This is a genomic window from Baekduia sp. (assembly GCF_035996765.1).
Lineage (GTDB): Bacteria > Actinomycetota > Thermoleophilia > Solirubrobacterales > Solirubrobacteraceae > Baekduia.
Genome location: NZ_DASYJG010000077.1, coordinates 1 through 15474, shown reverse-complemented (window position 1 = coordinate 15474; position 15474 = coordinate 1). Strand labels below are relative to the sequence as shown.

At 70.0% G+C, this 15474-nt stretch carries 17 protein-coding genes; 15 read left to right on the top strand and 2 right to left on the bottom strand.

The genetic code is table 11. The features are described from left to right. Nucleotides 1–13: 13 nt before the first annotated feature. From VGO10_RS21855 to VGO10_RS17005, 8 genes are all read left to right on the top strand, one after another. Nucleotides 14–253 (top strand): YlxR family protein, encoded by a 240-nt coding sequence (locus VGO10_RS21855; protein ID WP_414642252.1) that lies wholly within the window; start codon nucleotides 14–16, stop codon nucleotides 251–253. Continuing rightward, the gene (gene infB / locus VGO10_RS17035; protein ID WP_327470549.1) at nucleotides 231–3296 is read left to right on the top strand and encodes a translation initiation factor IF-2; all 3066 of its coding nucleotides are present in this window, start codon (nucleotides 231–233) and stop codon (nucleotides 3294–3296) included. The genes VGO10_RS21855 and infB overlap by 23 nt, the downstream gene beginning before the upstream one ends. 97 nt (nucleotides 3297–3393) lie before the next feature. Then, the gene (gene rbfA / locus VGO10_RS17030; RefSeq protein WP_327470547.1) at nucleotides 3394–3729 is read left to right on the top strand and encodes a 30S ribosome-binding factor RbfA; all 336 of its coding nucleotides are present in this window, start codon (nucleotides 3394–3396) and stop codon (nucleotides 3727–3729) included. Beyond that, nucleotides 3729–4742 carry a DHH family phosphoesterase gene (locus tag VGO10_RS17025; RefSeq protein ID WP_327470545.1) on the top strand — a complete coding sequence of 338 codons (1014 nt, stop codon included), beginning with the start codon at nucleotides 3729–3731 and terminating at the stop codon, nucleotides 4740–4742. Before rbfA ends, VGO10_RS17025 begins: the two co-directional genes overlap by 1 nt. A 12-nt stretch (nucleotides 4743–4754) precedes the next feature. Beyond that, complete coding sequence (gene truB / locus VGO10_RS17020; RefSeq protein WP_327470543.1) at nucleotides 4755–5612, top strand: tRNA pseudouridine(55) synthase TruB; 858 nt, start codon at nucleotides 4755–4757, stop codon at nucleotides 5610–5612. Then, entirely contained in the window at nucleotides 5609–6493 is an 885-nt protein-coding gene (locus tag VGO10_RS17015) for a bifunctional riboflavin kinase/FAD synthetase (protein WP_327470541.1), read from the top strand. The genes truB and VGO10_RS17015 overlap by 4 nt, the downstream gene beginning before the upstream one ends. Before the next feature lie 31 nt (nucleotides 6494–6524). Then, on the top strand, nucleotides 6525–6797 hold the full coding sequence (rpsO, locus tag VGO10_RS17010; RefSeq protein ID WP_327470539.1) for a 30S ribosomal protein S15: 273 nt from the start codon (nucleotides 6525–6527) through the stop codon (nucleotides 6795–6797). A 19-nt stretch (nucleotides 6798–6816) separates the two neighbouring features. Next, nucleotides 6817–7290, top strand: coding sequence for a redoxin domain-containing protein (locus VGO10_RS17005; RefSeq protein ID WP_327470537.1), 474 nt, complete (start codon nucleotides 6817–6819; stop codon nucleotides 7288–7290). A gap of 273 nt (nucleotides 7291–7563) precedes the next feature. On the opposite strand, the gene VGO10_RS17000 is transcribed toward VGO10_RS17005, so the two are convergent. After that, the gene (locus VGO10_RS17000; protein ID WP_327470535.1) at nucleotides 7564–8073 is read right to left on the bottom strand and encodes an SRPBCC family protein; all 510 of its coding nucleotides are present in this window, start codon (nucleotides 8071–8073) and stop codon (nucleotides 7564–7566) included. Between the two features lie 25 nt (nucleotides 8074–8098). Between VGO10_RS17000 and VGO10_RS16995 the strand changes: the two genes are divergently transcribed. From VGO10_RS16995 to VGO10_RS16965, 7 genes are all read left to right on the top strand, one after another. Then, nucleotides 8099–8560, top strand: a complete 462-nt coding sequence (locus tag VGO10_RS16995; RefSeq protein WP_327470533.1) for a DsbA family protein — start codon at nucleotides 8099–8101, stop codon at nucleotides 8558–8560. A 77-nt stretch (nucleotides 8561–8637) separates the two neighbouring features. Then, nucleotides 8638–10959 carry a polyribonucleotide nucleotidyltransferase gene (locus VGO10_RS16990; protein WP_327470531.1) on the top strand — a complete coding sequence of 774 codons (2322 nt, stop codon included), beginning with the start codon at nucleotides 8638–8640 and terminating at the stop codon, nucleotides 10957–10959. Next, complete coding sequence (locus tag VGO10_RS16985) at nucleotides 10880–12289, top strand: pitrilysin family protein (RefSeq protein ID WP_327470529.1); 1410 nt, start codon at nucleotides 10880–10882, stop codon at nucleotides 12287–12289. The genes VGO10_RS16990 and VGO10_RS16985 overlap by 80 nt, the downstream gene beginning before the upstream one ends. After that, nucleotides 12286–12957: a 4-hydroxy-tetrahydrodipicolinate reductase gene (locus VGO10_RS16980; RefSeq protein ID WP_327470527.1), complete on the top strand. Its 672-nt coding sequence runs from the start codon at nucleotides 12286–12288 to the stop codon at nucleotides 12955–12957. The genes VGO10_RS16985 and VGO10_RS16980 overlap by 4 nt, the downstream gene beginning before the upstream one ends. Then, nucleotides 12954–13427, top strand: a complete 474-nt coding sequence (locus VGO10_RS16975; protein WP_327470525.1) for a GNAT family N-acetyltransferase — start codon at nucleotides 12954–12956, stop codon at nucleotides 13425–13427. Before VGO10_RS16980 ends, VGO10_RS16975 begins: the two co-directional genes overlap by 4 nt. Before the next feature lie 49 nt (nucleotides 13428–13476). Continuing rightward, nucleotides 13477–13929, top strand: coding sequence for a GNAT family N-acetyltransferase (locus tag VGO10_RS16970; protein WP_327470523.1), 453 nt, complete (start codon nucleotides 13477–13479; stop codon nucleotides 13927–13929). Between the two features lie 6 nt (nucleotides 13930–13935). Further along, nucleotides 13936–14271, top strand: coding sequence for a hypothetical protein (locus tag VGO10_RS16965; protein WP_327470521.1), 336 nt, complete (start codon nucleotides 13936–13938; stop codon nucleotides 14269–14271). Between the two features lie 81 nt (nucleotides 14272–14352). Here VGO10_RS16965 and VGO10_RS16960 read toward each other — a convergent pair whose 3' ends face one another. Then, the gene (locus VGO10_RS16960; protein WP_327470519.1) at nucleotides 14353–15261 is read right to left on the bottom strand and encodes a DUF559 domain-containing protein; all 909 of its coding nucleotides are present in this window, start codon (nucleotides 15259–15261) and stop codon (nucleotides 14353–14355) included. Between the last annotated feature and the right edge of the window lie 213 nt (nucleotides 15262–15474).

The window sequence follows — 15474 nt, the reverse complement described above, 5'->3', positions numbered from 1 at the left end:
GCACCGGCGTTGCATCGGGTGTGGGACGGTCCGTCCCAAATCCGAGTTGCTGCGCCTGGTTGCGGTGGCAGGTCGGGTCGAGGTAGACCCGGCGGCGACGATGCCCGGGCGGGGCGCCTACGTGTGCAACCCCGAGTGTGCTGAGCAGGCGGTCAAGCGCCGCGCTGTGAGCCGTGCCCTGAGGGGACCGGCGGAGATTTCCGAAGACTTCGTAGAATCGATACGACTGCATGGCAAAAAAGCGAATCCATGAGATCGCCAAGGAGCAGGGACTGTCCAGCAAGGACGTTCTCGACAAGCTCCAGGCCGCGGGCCTTGACGTCAAGGCCGCTTCTTCCTCGGTCGAGGAAGGCGACGCGCTGCGCGCGATGAGCGGCGATAAGACAGCTGCCGGCAACGGCGCTGGCACACCATCTTCCACGGCGCCCGCGAAGGCTCCGGCGGCCGCGCCCAAGGGCGAGGCTCCGGCGGCCGCGCCGCCCGCCGGGCGCGGCCAGCCCGCCCGTGCGAGCGCGCCCCGTGGCGCACCCGTGCGTCCGCCCGAGGGTCGTGGGCAGCCCGTGCGCCCGCCCGCCGGGCGCGGTCAGCCCGTGAAGCCGGTCCCACCCACCCGCGCGCCCGCCGGCCGTGGCCAGCCCGCACGCGCACCGCAGCTGGGCAACACCACCGCACGCCCCGGCCAGGCTCCCGCACGTGGCGGCCCGCCTCCGGGCAGCCGCGGCACGCCGCAGCCCGTCCGTCCGGTCCCGCGCCGTCCCGTCCTTGACGACCTCCCGGTCGATCCGCGCCGCCAGATGGGCCGCAGCGGCCCGGGGCAGGCCCGCACGACGCCGCAGCCCGCGGCGGCGTCGCCCGAGGTCCAGGCGCCCGAGCCGGTCGAAGTCGAAGAGATCACGCCGCAGGCGCCCGAGGCCACCACGGCTCCGGCGGTTGAGGCCGTGCCTGCAGCCGAGGCGCCGCAGGCCGCTGCGCCCGCCGAGACACCGGCCAAGAAGGCTCCCGCCAAGGCCAAGGGCCGCAAGAAGATCTCCGTCCCGGCTCCGTCGGTCGACTCCCAGGCCAACCGCCCCAAGGTCGTCGCCCCGCCTGCCGAGGCGGCCGCCGCCGAGGCTGAGGCCCCCGCGGCAGACGCGGCCGCCGCCGAGGCCCCCGACGACGCCAAGGGCGCCGCGACCGCCAAGGGCAAGGACGACAAGACGCCCGGGCTGGTTCCGCACGTCGAGCCGCCCGCGCGCGGCGCAGGCCCGCGCATCATCTCGGTCCCCGAGCCACCCAAGCGCCCCAAGCGCGACGAGACGCAGTCCCAGCCCTCGGGCCAGGCCGGTCGCCCCACGCGCGGCGGGATGCGCAGCGAGGGTGGGCCCGGCGCCGGCAAGCGCCGTGTCGTCATCGACTCCCAGGCCGCCCGTCGCGGTCCCGGGGCGGGCCCCGGGCCGGCGCCGCAGCGTCCGCCGCGCCGTCGCCGGCGTCGCCGCCGCACGCCGATGCCGGACACGCCGGACATGTTGGCTGCCGATCAGCTGACGCGGATCGACACGGTCCGGATCAACTCCGGCTCCACGGTCAAGGACGTCGCCGAGTACCTCGGCGTCCCGGTCCCCGACGTCATCAAGCAGCTCATGTCCATGGGCGTGCTGGCGATGGTGACCAAGACGCTGGGCGACGAGGAGATCCAGCTCGTCGCCGATGCGCTCGACAAGAAGATCGAGATCGTCACGCTCTCCGACGAGGCCGACGACGAGATCGAGTACGACGACGCCGCCGAGGATCTCGTCGAGCGCCCACCGGTCGTGACGATCATGGGCCACGTCGACCACGGCAAGACGTCGCTGCTGGACGCGGTCCGCAAGACCGAGGTCGCTGCCGGTGAGGCCGGTGGCATCACGCAGCACATCGGCGCCTACCAGGTCCATCACAACGGCAAGACCATCACCTTCCTGGACACCCCGGGCCACCAGGCGTTCACCGCCATGCGTGCCCGCGGCGCCCGGGTGACCGACATCGCCGTGATCGTGGTCGCCGCCGACGACGGCGCGCGCCCGCAGACCAACGAGGCCATCGACCACGCCAACGCGGCCGACGTGCCGATCGTGGTCGCCGTCAACAAGATCGACAAGGAGGGGGCGGACCCGACGCGGGTGCGCACCGAGCTCACGCAGCTCGGCCTCCAGCCGTCGGACTGGGGCGGCGAGACCGAGTACGTCGACGTCTCGGCCAAGGCCGGCACCAATCTGGAGGACTTGCTCGACACGATCCTCGTGGTTGCCGAGCTCGAGGAGCTCGAGGCCAACCCGACCGCTGAGGCGTCGGGCGTCGTCATCGAGTCCAAGCTCGATCCGGGCCGCGGCCCGGTCGTCACCGTGCTGATCCAGCGCGGCACGCTGCGCATCGGTGAGTCGATCGTGGCCGGCGCCGAGCCGGGTCGCGTCCGCGCGATGATCGACTACCGCGGCGAGCGCGTGACCGAGGCGGTCCCCGGCGATCCGGTGGAGATCCTCGGCTTCGACGGCGTCCCCGACGCCGGCGAGCACGTCCGTGCGGTCGAGTCAGACAAGGAGGCCCGTCGCCTGGCCGCCGAGCGCGAGACGCGCGAGAAGTCCGAGGCGCTGGCCCGTCGGTCCGGCCGCAAGGTGTCCTTCGAGGACGTCTTCCGCCGTGCCCGTGAGGCCGAGCTCGCCGAGCTGCCGCTCGTCATCAAGGGCGACGTCGCCGGCTCGGTCGAGGCGCTCGAGGACGAGATCGCCCGCCTGCCCCAGGACGAGGTGCGCGTCGACGTGCTGCACAGCGGCGTCGGTGGCATCAACGAGTCCGACGTCATGCTCGCCGCCGCGTCGGAGGCCGTCATCATCGGCTTCAACGTGCGCCCGGTGGGCGACGCCGCCGCGCTGGCCGATCGCCAGGGCGTGGAGATCCGCGATTACTCGGTGATCTACGCGGCGCTCGACGACCTGCGTGCGGCCATGACAGGCCTGCTCGCGCCGGAGATCGTGGAGGACACGATCGGGACGGTCGAGGTGCGCCAGACGTTCAAGGCGTCCAAGATCGGCACCATCGCCGGCTCCTACGTCACCGACGGCGTCGTGCGTCGCGGGGCGAAGGTCCGGTTGGTGCGCGACGGGACCGTGGTCACCGAGACCACGGTCGACACGCTGCGGCGCTTCAACGAGGACGCCCGCGAGGTCGCGTCCGGCTACGAGTGCGGCATCGTGCTCCACAACTACCAGGACGTTCGCGAAGGCGATGTCCTGGAGGTCTTCGAGACGCGGCAGGTGGAGCGCGAGCTCCAGCCGTCGTAGTTCCGGTCGGGGCGGTGAGCGCCGATGAAGGCTTGCTCACCGCTCCAACTGCTCGACGCCATGCAGAGGGTCTAGGATGAGTTCCGGAGGAGCGCGGATGCGCCGCGTGGACGAAGCCGTCCGCGAGGTGCTCGGCGATGCCGTCGCCCATGATCTCAAGGACCCCCGGGTCGGTTTCGTGACAGTCACCGAGGTGCGAACGAGTGCTGACCTGCGCCAAGCGCGGGTCTTCGTGAGCGTGTTCGGCACCGACGAGGAGAAGGCGGCGACGCTCGAGGGCCTGGCGTCAGCGCACGGCATCCTCCAGACGCGCATCGCCCGCGAGCTGCGGATGAAGCACACCCCGGCCCTGCAGTTCTTGCTCGACGACACGGCCGAGAAGGCCGCCAAGCTGGAAGCCCTGATCGAGCACGTCACGGAGGACGGAGCCTGATGGACCGCAACGGCGCGACAGCGGCACGCGAGGAGGTCCTGCGCGAGATCCGCGGGGCCGAGGGCTTCTGCCTGGTGACCCACGAGCACCCCGACGGCGACGCGCTCGGCTCGCTGGTGGCGATGCACCGCATCCTCACGGCGCTGGGCAAGGACTCGGTCATGCTGATGGCCGCCGACGAGTTCCCGCTGCCCTACGAGTACCGCTTCTTCGACCTGCAGGGGCTCTCGACGGTCCCGCCGACCGATCTGCCGCAGCGCACGATCATCTACCTCGATTGCGGCAACATCGACCGCAACCCGCTGGGGATCGTCAAGGGCGACGACGTCCACATCCTCAACATCGACCACCACCACGACAACACGCGCTTCGGCACGGTCGACCTCGTGGATCCCGAGTCGGCGTGCACGACCGAGATCGTCTGGGATCTGATGCGCGCGCTGGGGGTCGAGCCCGACCAGGAGCTGGCCGAGGCGCTGTACGTGGGGCTCGTCACCGACACCGGCCGGTTCATGTATGAGAACACCGGGCCGCGGTCGCACGTGATGGCCGCCGAGCTGATCGAGGCCGGCGTCGACACGCATGCGATCTACCGCCGGCTCTACGAGGACATGCCATACGCGAAGCTCGAGCTCCTCGGCCGCGCGCTGGCGCGGGTGGAGCGCCACGATGACGGCACGTTGACGATCGCGCGGCTCACGCGCGAGGACTTCGAGCGCGTCGGGGCCGAGGACAGCTACACCGAGGGCATCATCGACCACCTGCGGTCGGTCGAGCACACCAAGGTCGCCGCGCTGGCGCGCGAGATCGACGGCGCCGATCCGGAGCGCATCCTCAAGAAGGTCTCGCTGCGCTCGACCGACGGCGAGGTCGACGTGTCGGCCATCGCCCGCGCGGGCGGCGGCGGTGGGCATCGTCAGGCGGCGGGCTTCTCGACCGAGCTCGGCGACGACGAGCTGGTCGCCTTCCTGCGCGAGCAGATCGCCGCGCAGTTGGCGCTGTCGTCGACCTAGGGGAGGCGCTGCTTGCCGGTTGATGGGGTGGTGCTGGTCGACAAGCCGGCCGGTCCGACGTCGTTTGACATCGTCGCCCGCGTGCGGCGCACGCTGCCGCGCGGGACGAAGGTCGGCCACAGCGGAACGCTCGATCCGTTCGCCACGGGGCTGCTGCTGATCCTGCTCGGCCGCGCGACGCGGATCCAGCGCTACTTGATGGCCTTGCCCAAGGCCTACGAGACGGTTGCGCAGCTGGGGTGGACGTCGACCACCGGCGATCCGGAAGGTGAGCTGGTCCACACGGGCCGCATGCCACCGCGCGACGTCACGTTGCCGATCGGGAGGATCCGTCAGCGCCCGCCGGCCTACAGCGCGGTCAAGATCGACGGCCGCCGCGCGTACGCGATGGCGCGTGCGGGGGAGGCTGTGGAGATCCCCGAGCGCGAGATCTATGTCACCGGCTTCGAGGAGCGCTGGCGCGAGGGCGATTGCGCCCGCTACGACATCCGTTGCTCGTCGGGCACCTACGTCCGGTCGTTGATCGCTGATCTCGGTGATGCCTACTGCGTCGAGCTGCGTCGCACCCAGATCGGTCCGTTCCGTGTCGAGGAGGCCATCGCACCGCCCGATCGCTCCGACGCGGCACCGTTCGCACCGCGCGTCCTCACGCTCGCGCAGGCGCTCAACGGAGTGCTGCCCGCGGTGCCGGTCGACGCCGACGCCGCGCGGCGCGCCGGTCACGGCCAGGTCGTCGACATCACCGGCGGCGGGCACTGGGCGGACGCGCCGACAGGCGACGTCTACTTAGTCGATCCTGACGGTGAGGCGGTCTGCGTGGCCGATGTCACCGACGGTCGTGCCAAGCCCCGCGTAGGCTTCCGGGCGTGAAGCTCACGTACCTGCCCGACGTGGAGCCGCGACCGCGGCGGGTGGCCATCGGCACCTTCGACGGCGTCCACCTCGGCCACCGCGAGGTCATCGGCAGCGCCGACACCGTCGTCACGTTCGATCCGCACCCGCAGTCGGTCGTCGCGCCCGGCACGCAGCCCAAGCTGCTGACGACGTTGGAGCGCAAGGCCGAGCTGGTGGCGTCGCTCGGGATCGATGAGCTCGTCGTGATCCCGTTCGACGGTGACTTCGCCGCGCGCAGCGCCCAGGACTTCGTCGACCACGTCCTGGTCGAGCGCGTGGCGGCCACGCACGTCAGCGTCGGCGAGAACTTCCGGTTCGGACACAAGGCCCAGGGCGATGCGCAACTTCTCGCCGACGATCCGCGCTTTGAGACGCGCACGGTGCCGCTGCTGGAGGTCGATGGGGAGGTCGTCAGCTCCAGCCACATCCGTGGCCTGTTGGCCGGTGGTGCGGTGCAGTACGCCGATCAGCTGCTCGGCGCGCCGTTCGCCGTCGACGGTGAGGTCCAGCACGGCGACAAGCGCGGGCGCACGCTGGGCTTTCCGACCGCCAACCTCGTGCCGCGACCGGGGTTCGTCGTGCCGGGTCACGGCGTCTATGCCTGCCGCGTCGCCCTGCCGGACGGGTCGCTTGCCGCGGCCGCGACCAACGTCGGCGTCCGGCCGCAGTTCGTCACCGGTCGCGGGGAGCTGATCGAGGCGTTCCTGATCGACTGGTCGGGCGACCTCTACGGCGAGAAGATCCGCATCGAGTTCCTGCGCCGGCTGCGCGGCGAGCGGCGCTTTGACAGCGTGGACGCCCTCGTGGAGCAGATGGGCCGCGACGTCGACGAGGCACGCGACCTCTCCGCGGGTTGACGCCCGCCCCTGCTAGCCTTCCGCGTCGCACATGAGCACGCTGACCGCTGACCGCAAGCAGGAAATTGTCGCCAAGTTCGGGGAGAACGCCCAGGACACCGGGAGCACCCGGGTCCAGGTCGCCCTGCTGACGGCGCGCATCAACGATCTGACCGAGCACCTTCGGGAGCACAAGAAGGATCACGCCAGCCGTCGCGGCCTGCTCATGCTCGTCGGCCAGCGCCGTCGTCTGCTCAACTACCTGAGCAAGAACGACCTCGAGGGCTACCGCGCCCTCATCGCCGAGCTCGGCCTGCGCCGGTAAGCGCCGGCGAGGATCTCCCGTGAGCATCATCGCGCCCGGGACCAAGGTTCCCGACTTCCTGCTTCGGCGCGGCGACGGCGCCGAGTTCACGCCCGACGACCTGCAGGGCAAGACCACCGTCCTGGTCTTCTACCCGTTCGCCTTCAGCCCGGTCTGCACCGACCAGTTCCAGATCTACGAAGAGGCGCTGGGCGAGCTGACCGAGCAGGGCGCGACGCTCTACGGCGTCTCGACCGACGCGATCCCGTCGCAGACCGCCTTCAAGGAAAAGCTCGGTGTCTCGATCGAGATGCTCTCAGACTTCGAGCCCAAGGGCGCGGGCTCGCGGGTGTTTGGTGCGTACTTCGAGGCGGCCGGCATGACCAACCGGGCTCTCGTGATCGTCGGGCCCGACGGGGTCGTGGCCTGGTCGCACCTCGCGGACTCGCCCGGGGACCTGCCCGGCGTGAACCTGATCTTCGACGGGCTTGCGTCCGTCGGCGGCGCTTCGTAGCGCGGGCGTTGGTGGCGTCCAGCGCGCCCGTTGGCCGTGGCGCGGTGCGTGGTCTGTCGGCATTCGAGGGAGTGAGCGTGAAGGATCGCGCCACCGCCCGGGGTCGTCCGCGGGCGCCTGGGCGCGGGTCGTTCGCCGCCTCATCGAAGATTCGGGTCGGTCTGACCCCAACTGTTGGGGTGAAATCGACCTGAATCTTCGATGAGGCGGCGAACGACCCGCTCAGCCCCGCGGCCGCGGCTCGCGGTCAGACCCTAGGCGCCTGGGTACCGCTCACCTCTTCCTCGATGCCAACGCACCACGCTCCGCACTGCGACTAGCGTCTGAACTGAGCGCGGCCACGACTGCATCACGGCGGTAGTTGAAGATGTTGGCCACGTCCCGGTGCACAAACGCCCGCGCCGCGATGGCGCCCAAAGGCCCGAACCCGATCGCGTAGCGCACCGTGTCGCGCATGATGGTGTTCTTGCCACCGGCCCCCGCAGCGAACTCGTGCGTGTGATGCCACACCGCATACGGCCCCCGCACCTGCACATCGACGAACCGCCACGGCGGATCCCACTCCTGGATCGACGTCAGCCAGTTCACGCCGATCCCGCGCAGCGTCAGCCGATACTGGATCAGCGTTCCGACGCGCATCGGGATCTCACCCGGCGTCACCACCTCAAAGCGCAACAACGGCGGCGTAATCGCCTGCAGGTTGCGCGCATCGGCGAAGAACGGGAAGACCTCCTCCGGCCTGCCCGGCAGCGACTGCTCTCGCGACAATGTGAAGACCTTCATCACCGGTGGGTACGGTCTGCACCGCATGGGCGATCTCACCAGCGCGCCGATCCCCGCGGTCCGGCCCGAGGATCATCTTCGCGGTCAGCCAGACGACCCCGAGCTGGTCGTCATGTACGCCGACTTCAGCTGCCCGCGCTGCGCGGTGGCGGCGATCGCGCTCAAGGACGCCGGCAGCTCCGTGGTCTTCCGCCACTTCGCGCTGCGCGCACGCCATCCGCGCGCCGTGCCGCTGGCCCACGCGGCCGAGGCGGCCGCGATGCAGGGCGCCTTCTGGCCCTTCCACGATGCGCTGTTCGCCGACCAGGGGCGCATCGACGATCCGCACCTCTGGGACCGCTGCAACGACCTCGGCCTCGACCTCGACCGCTTCGAGGTCGACCGCCGCTCCGACGCGGTGGCGCAGCGGGTCACGCGCGACCTGCGCGAGGGGATGCGCGCCGGCGTGACGGTAACCCCTGCCCTTCTGCGCCCCTCGGTAGACTGACGAGCGAACTTTCGGATCAAAGATGAAGAACACCCGGCCCGCCGAGTCCGACGCGTGGGCCCCAGGAGGAACGACATATGTCAGATGACGCCGTGACCACGGTCACCGTCGAGATCGCCGGTAAGGAGATCTCCTTCGAGACGGGCAAGATGGCCAAGCAGGCATCCGGCGCCGTCGTCGTCCGTCAGGGCGACACCATGGTCTTGAACACCGCGACCGTGGGCAACCTCCGCGACATCGACTTCCTGCCGCTGAGCGTGGACGTCGAGGAGCGGATGTACGCCGCGGGCAAGATCCCCGGCTCTTTCTTCAAGCGCGAGGGCCGCTCGGGCGAGAAGGGCACGCTGACGGCGCGCATGATCGACCGGCCGATCCGCCCGCTCTTCCCCAAGGGCTGGCGTTATGAGACGCAGATCGTCGCGATCCCGCTCTCGATCGACCACGTCCACCCGTACGACATCCTTGCGATGAACGGCGCCTCCGCGGCGCTGATGATCTCGCCGGTCCCGCTGCCCAACCCGGTTGGCGCGGTCCGCATCGGCAAGATCGACGGCAACTTCGTCGTCAACCCTGACGAGGAGGACCTCCTCGAGAACACCGACCTCGACCTGATCGTGGCCGGCACCGAAGAGGCCATCCTGATGGTCGAGGCCGGGGCCAACGTGGTCTCTGAGGCCGAGATCCTCGACGCGCTGGACATCGCGCACGACGCGATCAAGAAGCTGTGCGGCGCCCAGCGCGAGCTGGCCGAGAAGGTCGGCAAGCCGAAGCTGGAGTTCGAGGTCAAGGAGCTGCCGGCCAACCTGCTCGACGAGATCCGCGGCTCGCACGGCGCCGACCTCGACGCCGCCACCCAGGTCTTCGACAAGCTCGAGCGCCAGGACGCGACCAAGGCCGTCGAGACGGCCGTCGTCGAGAAGTACGCCGGCGATCCTGACGCCGACACGTTCGGCGAGTACAAGGCCAACGCCAAGACGGCGTTCGCCAAGATCGAGAAGCAGATCATCCGCGAGCGGATCGCCAAGGACAAGAAGCGTCCCGACGGCCGTCACGAGACCGAGATCCGCCCGATCTCGATCGAGGTCTCGGTCGCCCCGCGCACGCACGGCTCCGCGCTGTTCACGCGCGGTCAGACCCAGGCCTTCAGCGTCGCCGCCCTCGGCACGCTGAAGGAGGAGATGCGCCTCGACACGCTCGGCCTGGAGACCAAGAAGTACTACTGGCACCACTACAACTTCCCGGCCTTCTCGGTCGGTGAGACGGGCTTCATGCGCGGCCCCAAGCGGCGTGACATCGGTCACGGCGCGCTGGCCGAGCGCGCCCTGGTGCCGGTCGTCCCGTCGATCGAGGACTTTCCCTACACGGTGCGGGTCGTCTCCGACATCTTTGAGTCCAACGGCTCGTCGTCGATGGCGTCGGTCTGTGGCTCGTCGCTGTCGCTGATGGACGCGGGCGTGCCGATCAAGGCTCCCGTCGCGGGCATCGCGATGGGCCTGATCAAGGAGGGCGACGACTACACCGTCCTCACCGACATCGCCGGTGTTGAGGACCACCTCGGCGACATGGACTTCAAGGTCGCCGGTACCGCCGAGGGCATCACCGCCCTGCAGATGGACATCAAGATCACGGGCGTCACGTTCGACATCCTGCGCGACGCGCTCGCCCAGGCCCGTGAGGCTCGCCTGGACATCCTCGGGCAGATGGCGCGCGTCATCGCTACGCCGCGTGAGCAGCTGTCGGCCTACGCGCCGCGGATCATCACGGTGCAGATCGACCCGTCCAAGATCGGCCTGCTGATCGGCAAGGGCGGCGAGACGATCCGCGGTCTGTCGGAGGAGTTCGAGTCCCAGATCGACGTCAACGACGACGGTCAGGTCCTCGTGTACTCCGCCAACGGTGAGCTCGGCGAGAAGCTGGCCGAGCGGATCCGGACGATGACCAAGGAGGTCGAGATCGGCGACTCGTTCAGCGGCAAGGTCGTCAAGACGACGACCTTCGGCGCGTTCGTCGAGCTGGCCAAGGGCACCGACGGCCTGTTGCACATCAGCAACGTCAAGCCCGGTGAGCGTGTCGGCACCGTCGAGGAAGTGCTCAACAAGGGCGACGACATCGAGGTCCGCGTGGTCGAGGTCGACCGCGAGCGCGGCCGCATCGGCCTGCGCCTCGCCGACGATCCCGAGATCGCCGGCAAGTCGGTCGAGGAGCTCGCGACCGTCAGCGCCGGCGGTGGGGGCGGCGGCGGCAACGGCGGCGCCCCGCGCCGTGAGCGCAGCGGCGGCGGCGACCGTGGCCCGCGACGCGACCGCGAAGGCGGCCCGCGTGGCGGCGGCGACGGCGATCGCCCGCGCGGCTCCGGCCGCCCGCGGCACCGTTCGGACCGCGATCCCGACCGCGACTAATCGGCTCCCACCGCCCACCCCCAACCATCTAATCGCCCTGCGCGAAGAGCATCGCCTGACCGAGCTTGACTCGGGCGTCCGGGTCGTCACGGAGTCCATGGACTCCGTGCGATCCGCGGCGCTGGGGTTCTGGATCGGGACGGGCTCGGGGTTCGAGGACGCCGATCGAGCGGGCCTGTCGCACCTGTTGGAGCACATGCTCTTCCGGGGCTCGGCCCGCTACGAGTCGTTGGAGATCGATCAGATCTTCGACGGCATGGGGGCCGAGATCAACGCGGGGACCGGCAAGGAGACGACGTCGGTCTACTCACGCGTGCTCGACATCCACCTCGAGCGGGCCTTCGACGTCATGGCCGACATGGTCTGGCGTCCGCGGATCACCGACGAGGACCTCGCCCAAGAGCGCGAGATCGTCCTCGAGGAGATCGCGATGTACGAAGACGACCCGCAGGACCGCGTCTTCGACGTGCTCGGCGAGGCCGTCTTCGGCGAGCATCCGCTCGGCCGGGCGATCATCGGAACGCGCGAGGTGGTGGCCGGCACGCCGGCTGCCGAGCTGCGCGCGTTTCACGGTGGCCGCTACACCGCGCAGAACGTCGTGGTCGCGGCGGCGGGCGCCGTCGACCACGATCGCATCGTCGAGCTGGTCTCGGCGACGATCGGCGATCCGGCTCCGGTCGGCGCGCCGCCCGCGCCGCTCGCGTTGCCCGGCACCGCGCAGGCCCGACGGCGCTTCTTCGCCAAGGAGACCGAGCAGTACCACGTGGCGCTCGGTGCGCCCGGCTTGGCCCGTGACGACGATCGCCGCTTCGCGCTGCGCATCCTCGACACGGTGCTCGGCGGGACGTCGTCGTCGCGGCTGTTTCAGGAAGTGCGTGAACAACGCGGTCTGGCTTACAGCGTGTACTCGTTCACGGGGTCCTACGCGGGCACGGGCCAGATCGGCCTCTACCTCGGGACGCGCCCCGACAACGTGCAGACGGCGATGAAGGTCGTCGGCACCGAGCTCGACAAGCTGCTGGCCGACGGCGTCACCGCCGAGGAGCTCGACCGCTCCAAGGAGAACGTCAAGGGCCGCGTTGTGCTGGCACTTGAGTCGACCACGGCGCGGATGAACCGGCTCGGCTCCTCGGTCCTGGCCGACATGCCGGTGCTCACGGTCGACGAGGTCGTCGATCGGATCGACGCCGTCACGCTCGACGACGTCGCGGGCTTGGCGCGCGAGCTGTACGCACCCGAGCGCCTGAGCGCCGCCGGGATTGGCGGCGACGAGAGCGTCTTCCGTGGCGCGCTGGAAGCGGTGTCCCCGACGCTCGCCGAGGCCGCATGAGCCAGCCGTTGCGGGTTGGTGTCGCCGGTGCAGCCGGCAACGTCGGACGGGCGATCTGCGACGGGGTGGAGGCTGCTGAGGATCTTGTCCTCGCCGGCCGCGCCGATCCTGCGTTGGACACGCCGCTGGCCGACATCCTCGGCGACTGTGACGTGGTCGTCGACTTCACGCGCCCCGACACGGCGCTGGACAACGCGATCGCGTGCGTCGAGGCCGGCGTCCACGTGGTGATCGGGACGACGGGCTTTGACCCGGCGCCGCTGCGTGAAATTCGCCCCCGCCCACCCGGCAACGCGTTCCTGGCCCCGAACTTCGCGATCGGCGCGATCTTGATGATGCGCTTTGCGACCGAGGCGTCCAAACTGATGGCCAAGGCCGAGATCATCGAGCTCCACCACGACGGCAAGCTCGACAAGCCGTCGGGCACGGCGAAGCGGACGGCGGAGCTGATGGAGGGCGAGGTACCGATCCACTCGGTCCGGCTGCCTGGCCTCGTCGCCCACCAGGAGGTCATCCTCGGCGACGTTGGCCAGACGCTGACGATCCGCCATGACTCCACCGATCGCACGTCGTTCGTGCCGGGCGTGCTGCTGGCCGTCCGTCACGTCGGTGACCAGCGTGAGCCGCTCGTGATCGGCCTGGAGCAGCTGCTCTTCGGCGACGCGTGATCCGGCCCGCGACCGTCACCGACGCCCGGGCGCTCGCCGAGCTGGAGGTCCGGGCGTGGCGCTGGGCCTACGTCGATATCGTCGCCGAGCCGGAGATGATCACGGTCGAGGAGCGTGAGGCTCATTGGTCTTCCGACGGTGCTCTCGACGGTGCGTTCGTCGCCGAGGTGGAGGGGCGCGTCGTCGGGGTCGTGAAGCTCGGCCCGGATGCCGATGACCCATCGGTTGGTCGCCTGTGCGGACTCGATGTCGAGCCTGCGGCCCAAGGCGCCGGCGTGGGGGCGACGCTCTACGAGCACGCGGTGACGACGCTGCGCGACGCAGGTTTTAGCGAGGCGGTCGTCTGGCTCTTTGCAGACAACGGCCATGCGCGCGGCTTCTACGAGCGTCGCGGCTGGTCCGCTGATGGGGCGTCGGGCACCACCGCTGAGGCGCCCGAGCTTCGCTACCGGCAGACTCTCGCCCCATGACGTCGAACGCTGCGGTCGCGGGCGGTCGCCCCCACCGGGGGGACGTTCGATGACGATCCGCCCGGTCGCCGCGAGGGACGTGCACGCCATCGCCGCCCTGCAGGTGCGCGCCTGGCGCGCGGAGTACGCGGGCTTCGTCGACGAGGCCCACATGCCGACGCTCGACGACCGCATCGGGCTGTGGAACGGCGTCAGGCCGGGCGAGGCGTGGCTGGCCGAGCGCGAAGGAGAGATCGTTGGCGTGGTCGGCGTCGCTAATGGGGAGATCGGCGTCCTGCACGTCGACCCCGTGACCGGCCACGAGGCCGAGGTCGACCACCTCCTGCTCGCCCACGCCGAGGCGATCCTGCGTGACGCCGGCCACACGACAGCGCTGCTGTGGACCTTCCGCGAGAACACGCACAGCCGCGCGCTCTACGAGCGCCGCGGCTGGATGGCCGACGGCGCCGAGCAGGAGACGCTGCCCGGCGTCTGCGAGATCCGCTACCGGCTGGTCTTGTAGAACACCATGTTGGTCGCGGTAACTGATCATGCGGTCGAGCGCTTTCGCCAGCGGGTCGCGGGGGCGTTGGACGCACGGCCCGAGATCATCGCGCGCGTGGCCCGGGCGGTCGCCGCGGGCCGGACGACCGAGGAGCCGCCGCCGGGCGCCACCGGCGCCCGCGGCTCGGTCTACGTCCGCGACCTCACCGATCGCTCACTCGTCTTCGTCTGCCGCCGCGACGGCGCCGAGCTCATCGTCGTGACGTTGTGGGAGCAGGCCGGCGGCATCACGCCACCCCGCGTCCCGCAACGCTTCACCAACGCCCTGAAGCGCGACGACGAGCGGCGGCGCGAGGAGTAGCGGCGGCTCGGGCCCCCGGGAGGCACGCCCCGGCAGTCCGTGTCGTCTGGTGTCCCGCATAGGGACACCAGACGCCATGCATCAGCTGAGCAGACGGCGAACGCGGTCGGCGACCGCCTTGGGCTGTCGGGTGACTTGTCGGTAGGTGAACCGGACGACGGTGTAGCCGGCGAGCGTGAGCTGCTGATCGCGCTCGCGATCGCGCTCGAAGGCCGATGGCATCGAGTGGTAGGTGTAGCTGTCGGCTTCGATGATCAGATGCTTTTGGGGCCAGTAGAAGTCGACGGTGAAGCCTTCGACTTGCGCGTTGGCGACGGGCTCGGGGAGCTGGTGGTCGTCGGAGAGCTGGAGCAGCAAGACCTCCAACATGCTTCGCAGGTCGGCGGCGCCGGTGCCTGCGAGGGCGTCGAGCAGGCGTCGAAGCGCCGGCGCTCCATGCTGACGCGGATGCTCATCGAGGCACCGGCGGACATCAACGAGATCGAAGAGATCCAGGCGATTCGCATGGGCGATGGTGTCCTCGATGGCTCTGGGTCGCAGGTCTGGTGCAAGGTCCAGGAGCGTGCGCGCCACCGTGGTCGTCGGTATGCCGTCGGTGAGCGTGCGCTCCCAGGCGTGAAGGGTGCCGACGCGATGGAGCTTGATCCGCGTCCGGTCGGGAGCACGGCCGGCCGTTGAGGGCCGCGTGACGTGAATCTGGCTGCCGCGCGACGGCATCAATCCCCAATGCGTCGCCGCGTCCCAGTGACTCAACACCGCCGTCGTCCCGCACGCCCATACGGCTGCAAGCCAGTTGCCCTCACGTCGCAGCTCAGCGTGGCCGGCCGTGTAGACGCCGGGGTAGAGCGGCAGCAGCCGCTTCGCGCGAACTCGCATCGCGATCTTCTTAGACGAGATGCCGCTGGCCAGCAGCTGCCTTCTATTGACGACACCGTGTTGGCCGGCCGCGAGCGCCGCGATGATGTGGTCCGTGTCGTTTGGTGTTCCCATGTGGGATATGAGGCGCCACGGACCCAAAGTTCGCCCCCGAAGCGTTACCGGGAAGACGGCTGACACGCCGACCTAGATGTAGTTCCTGAGGACGTTGTTTCGGGGGTGAGGTAGTTGCATCCGGGGCTTCTTGGAGGCTGAGAGCTGCCAAGCACCCCAGTCCCAAGGAGCACACCGGATGCAGCTTCACGCTAACGCCGCTCTCAGTCTGAA

What these genes read in the sequence shown, in the direction of transcription:
- VGO10_RS17000 (WP_327470535.1), bottom strand. Translation starts at nt 8,073, where the DNA reads ATGAAGGTCTTCACATTGTCGCGAGAGCAGTCGCTGCCGGGCAGGCCG.
- VGO10_RS16995 (WP_327470533.1), top strand. Translation starts at nt 8,099, where the DNA reads ATGGGCGATCTCACCAGCGCGCCGATCCCCGCGGTCCGGCCCGAGGAT.
- VGO10_RS16970 (WP_327470523.1), top strand. Translation starts at nt 13,477, where the DNA reads ATGACGATCCGCCCGGTCGCCGCGAGGGACGTGCACGCCATCGCCGCC.
- VGO10_RS16960 (WP_327470519.1), bottom strand. Translation starts at nt 15,261, where the DNA reads ATGGGAACACCAAACGACACGGACCACATCATCGCGGCGCTCGCGGCC.
- VGO10_RS17025 (WP_327470545.1), top strand. Translation starts at nt 3,729, where the DNA reads ATGGACCGCAACGGCGCGACAGCGGCACGCGAGGAGGTCCTGCGCGAG.
- VGO10_RS16980 (WP_327470527.1), top strand. Translation starts at nt 12,286, where the DNA reads ATGAGCCAGCCGTTGCGGGTTGGTGTCGCCGGTGCAGCCGGCAACGTC.
- VGO10_RS16965 (WP_327470521.1), top strand. Translation starts at nt 13,936, where the DNA reads ATGTTGGTCGCGGTAACTGATCATGCGGTCGAGCGCTTTCGCCAGCGG.
- infB (WP_327470549.1), top strand. Translation starts at nt 231, where the DNA reads ATGGCAAAAAAGCGAATCCATGAGATCGCCAAGGAGCAGGGACTGTCC.
- VGO10_RS16990 (WP_327470531.1), top strand. Translation starts at nt 8,638, where the DNA reads ATGTCAGATGACGCCGTGACCACGGTCACCGTCGAGATCGCCGGTAAG.
- rbfA (WP_327470547.1), top strand. Translation starts at nt 3,394, where the DNA reads ATGCGCCGCGTGGACGAAGCCGTCCGCGAGGTGCTCGGCGATGCCGTC.
- rpsO (WP_327470539.1), top strand. Translation starts at nt 6,525, where the DNA reads ATGAGCACGCTGACCGCTGACCGCAAGCAGGAAATTGTCGCCAAGTTC.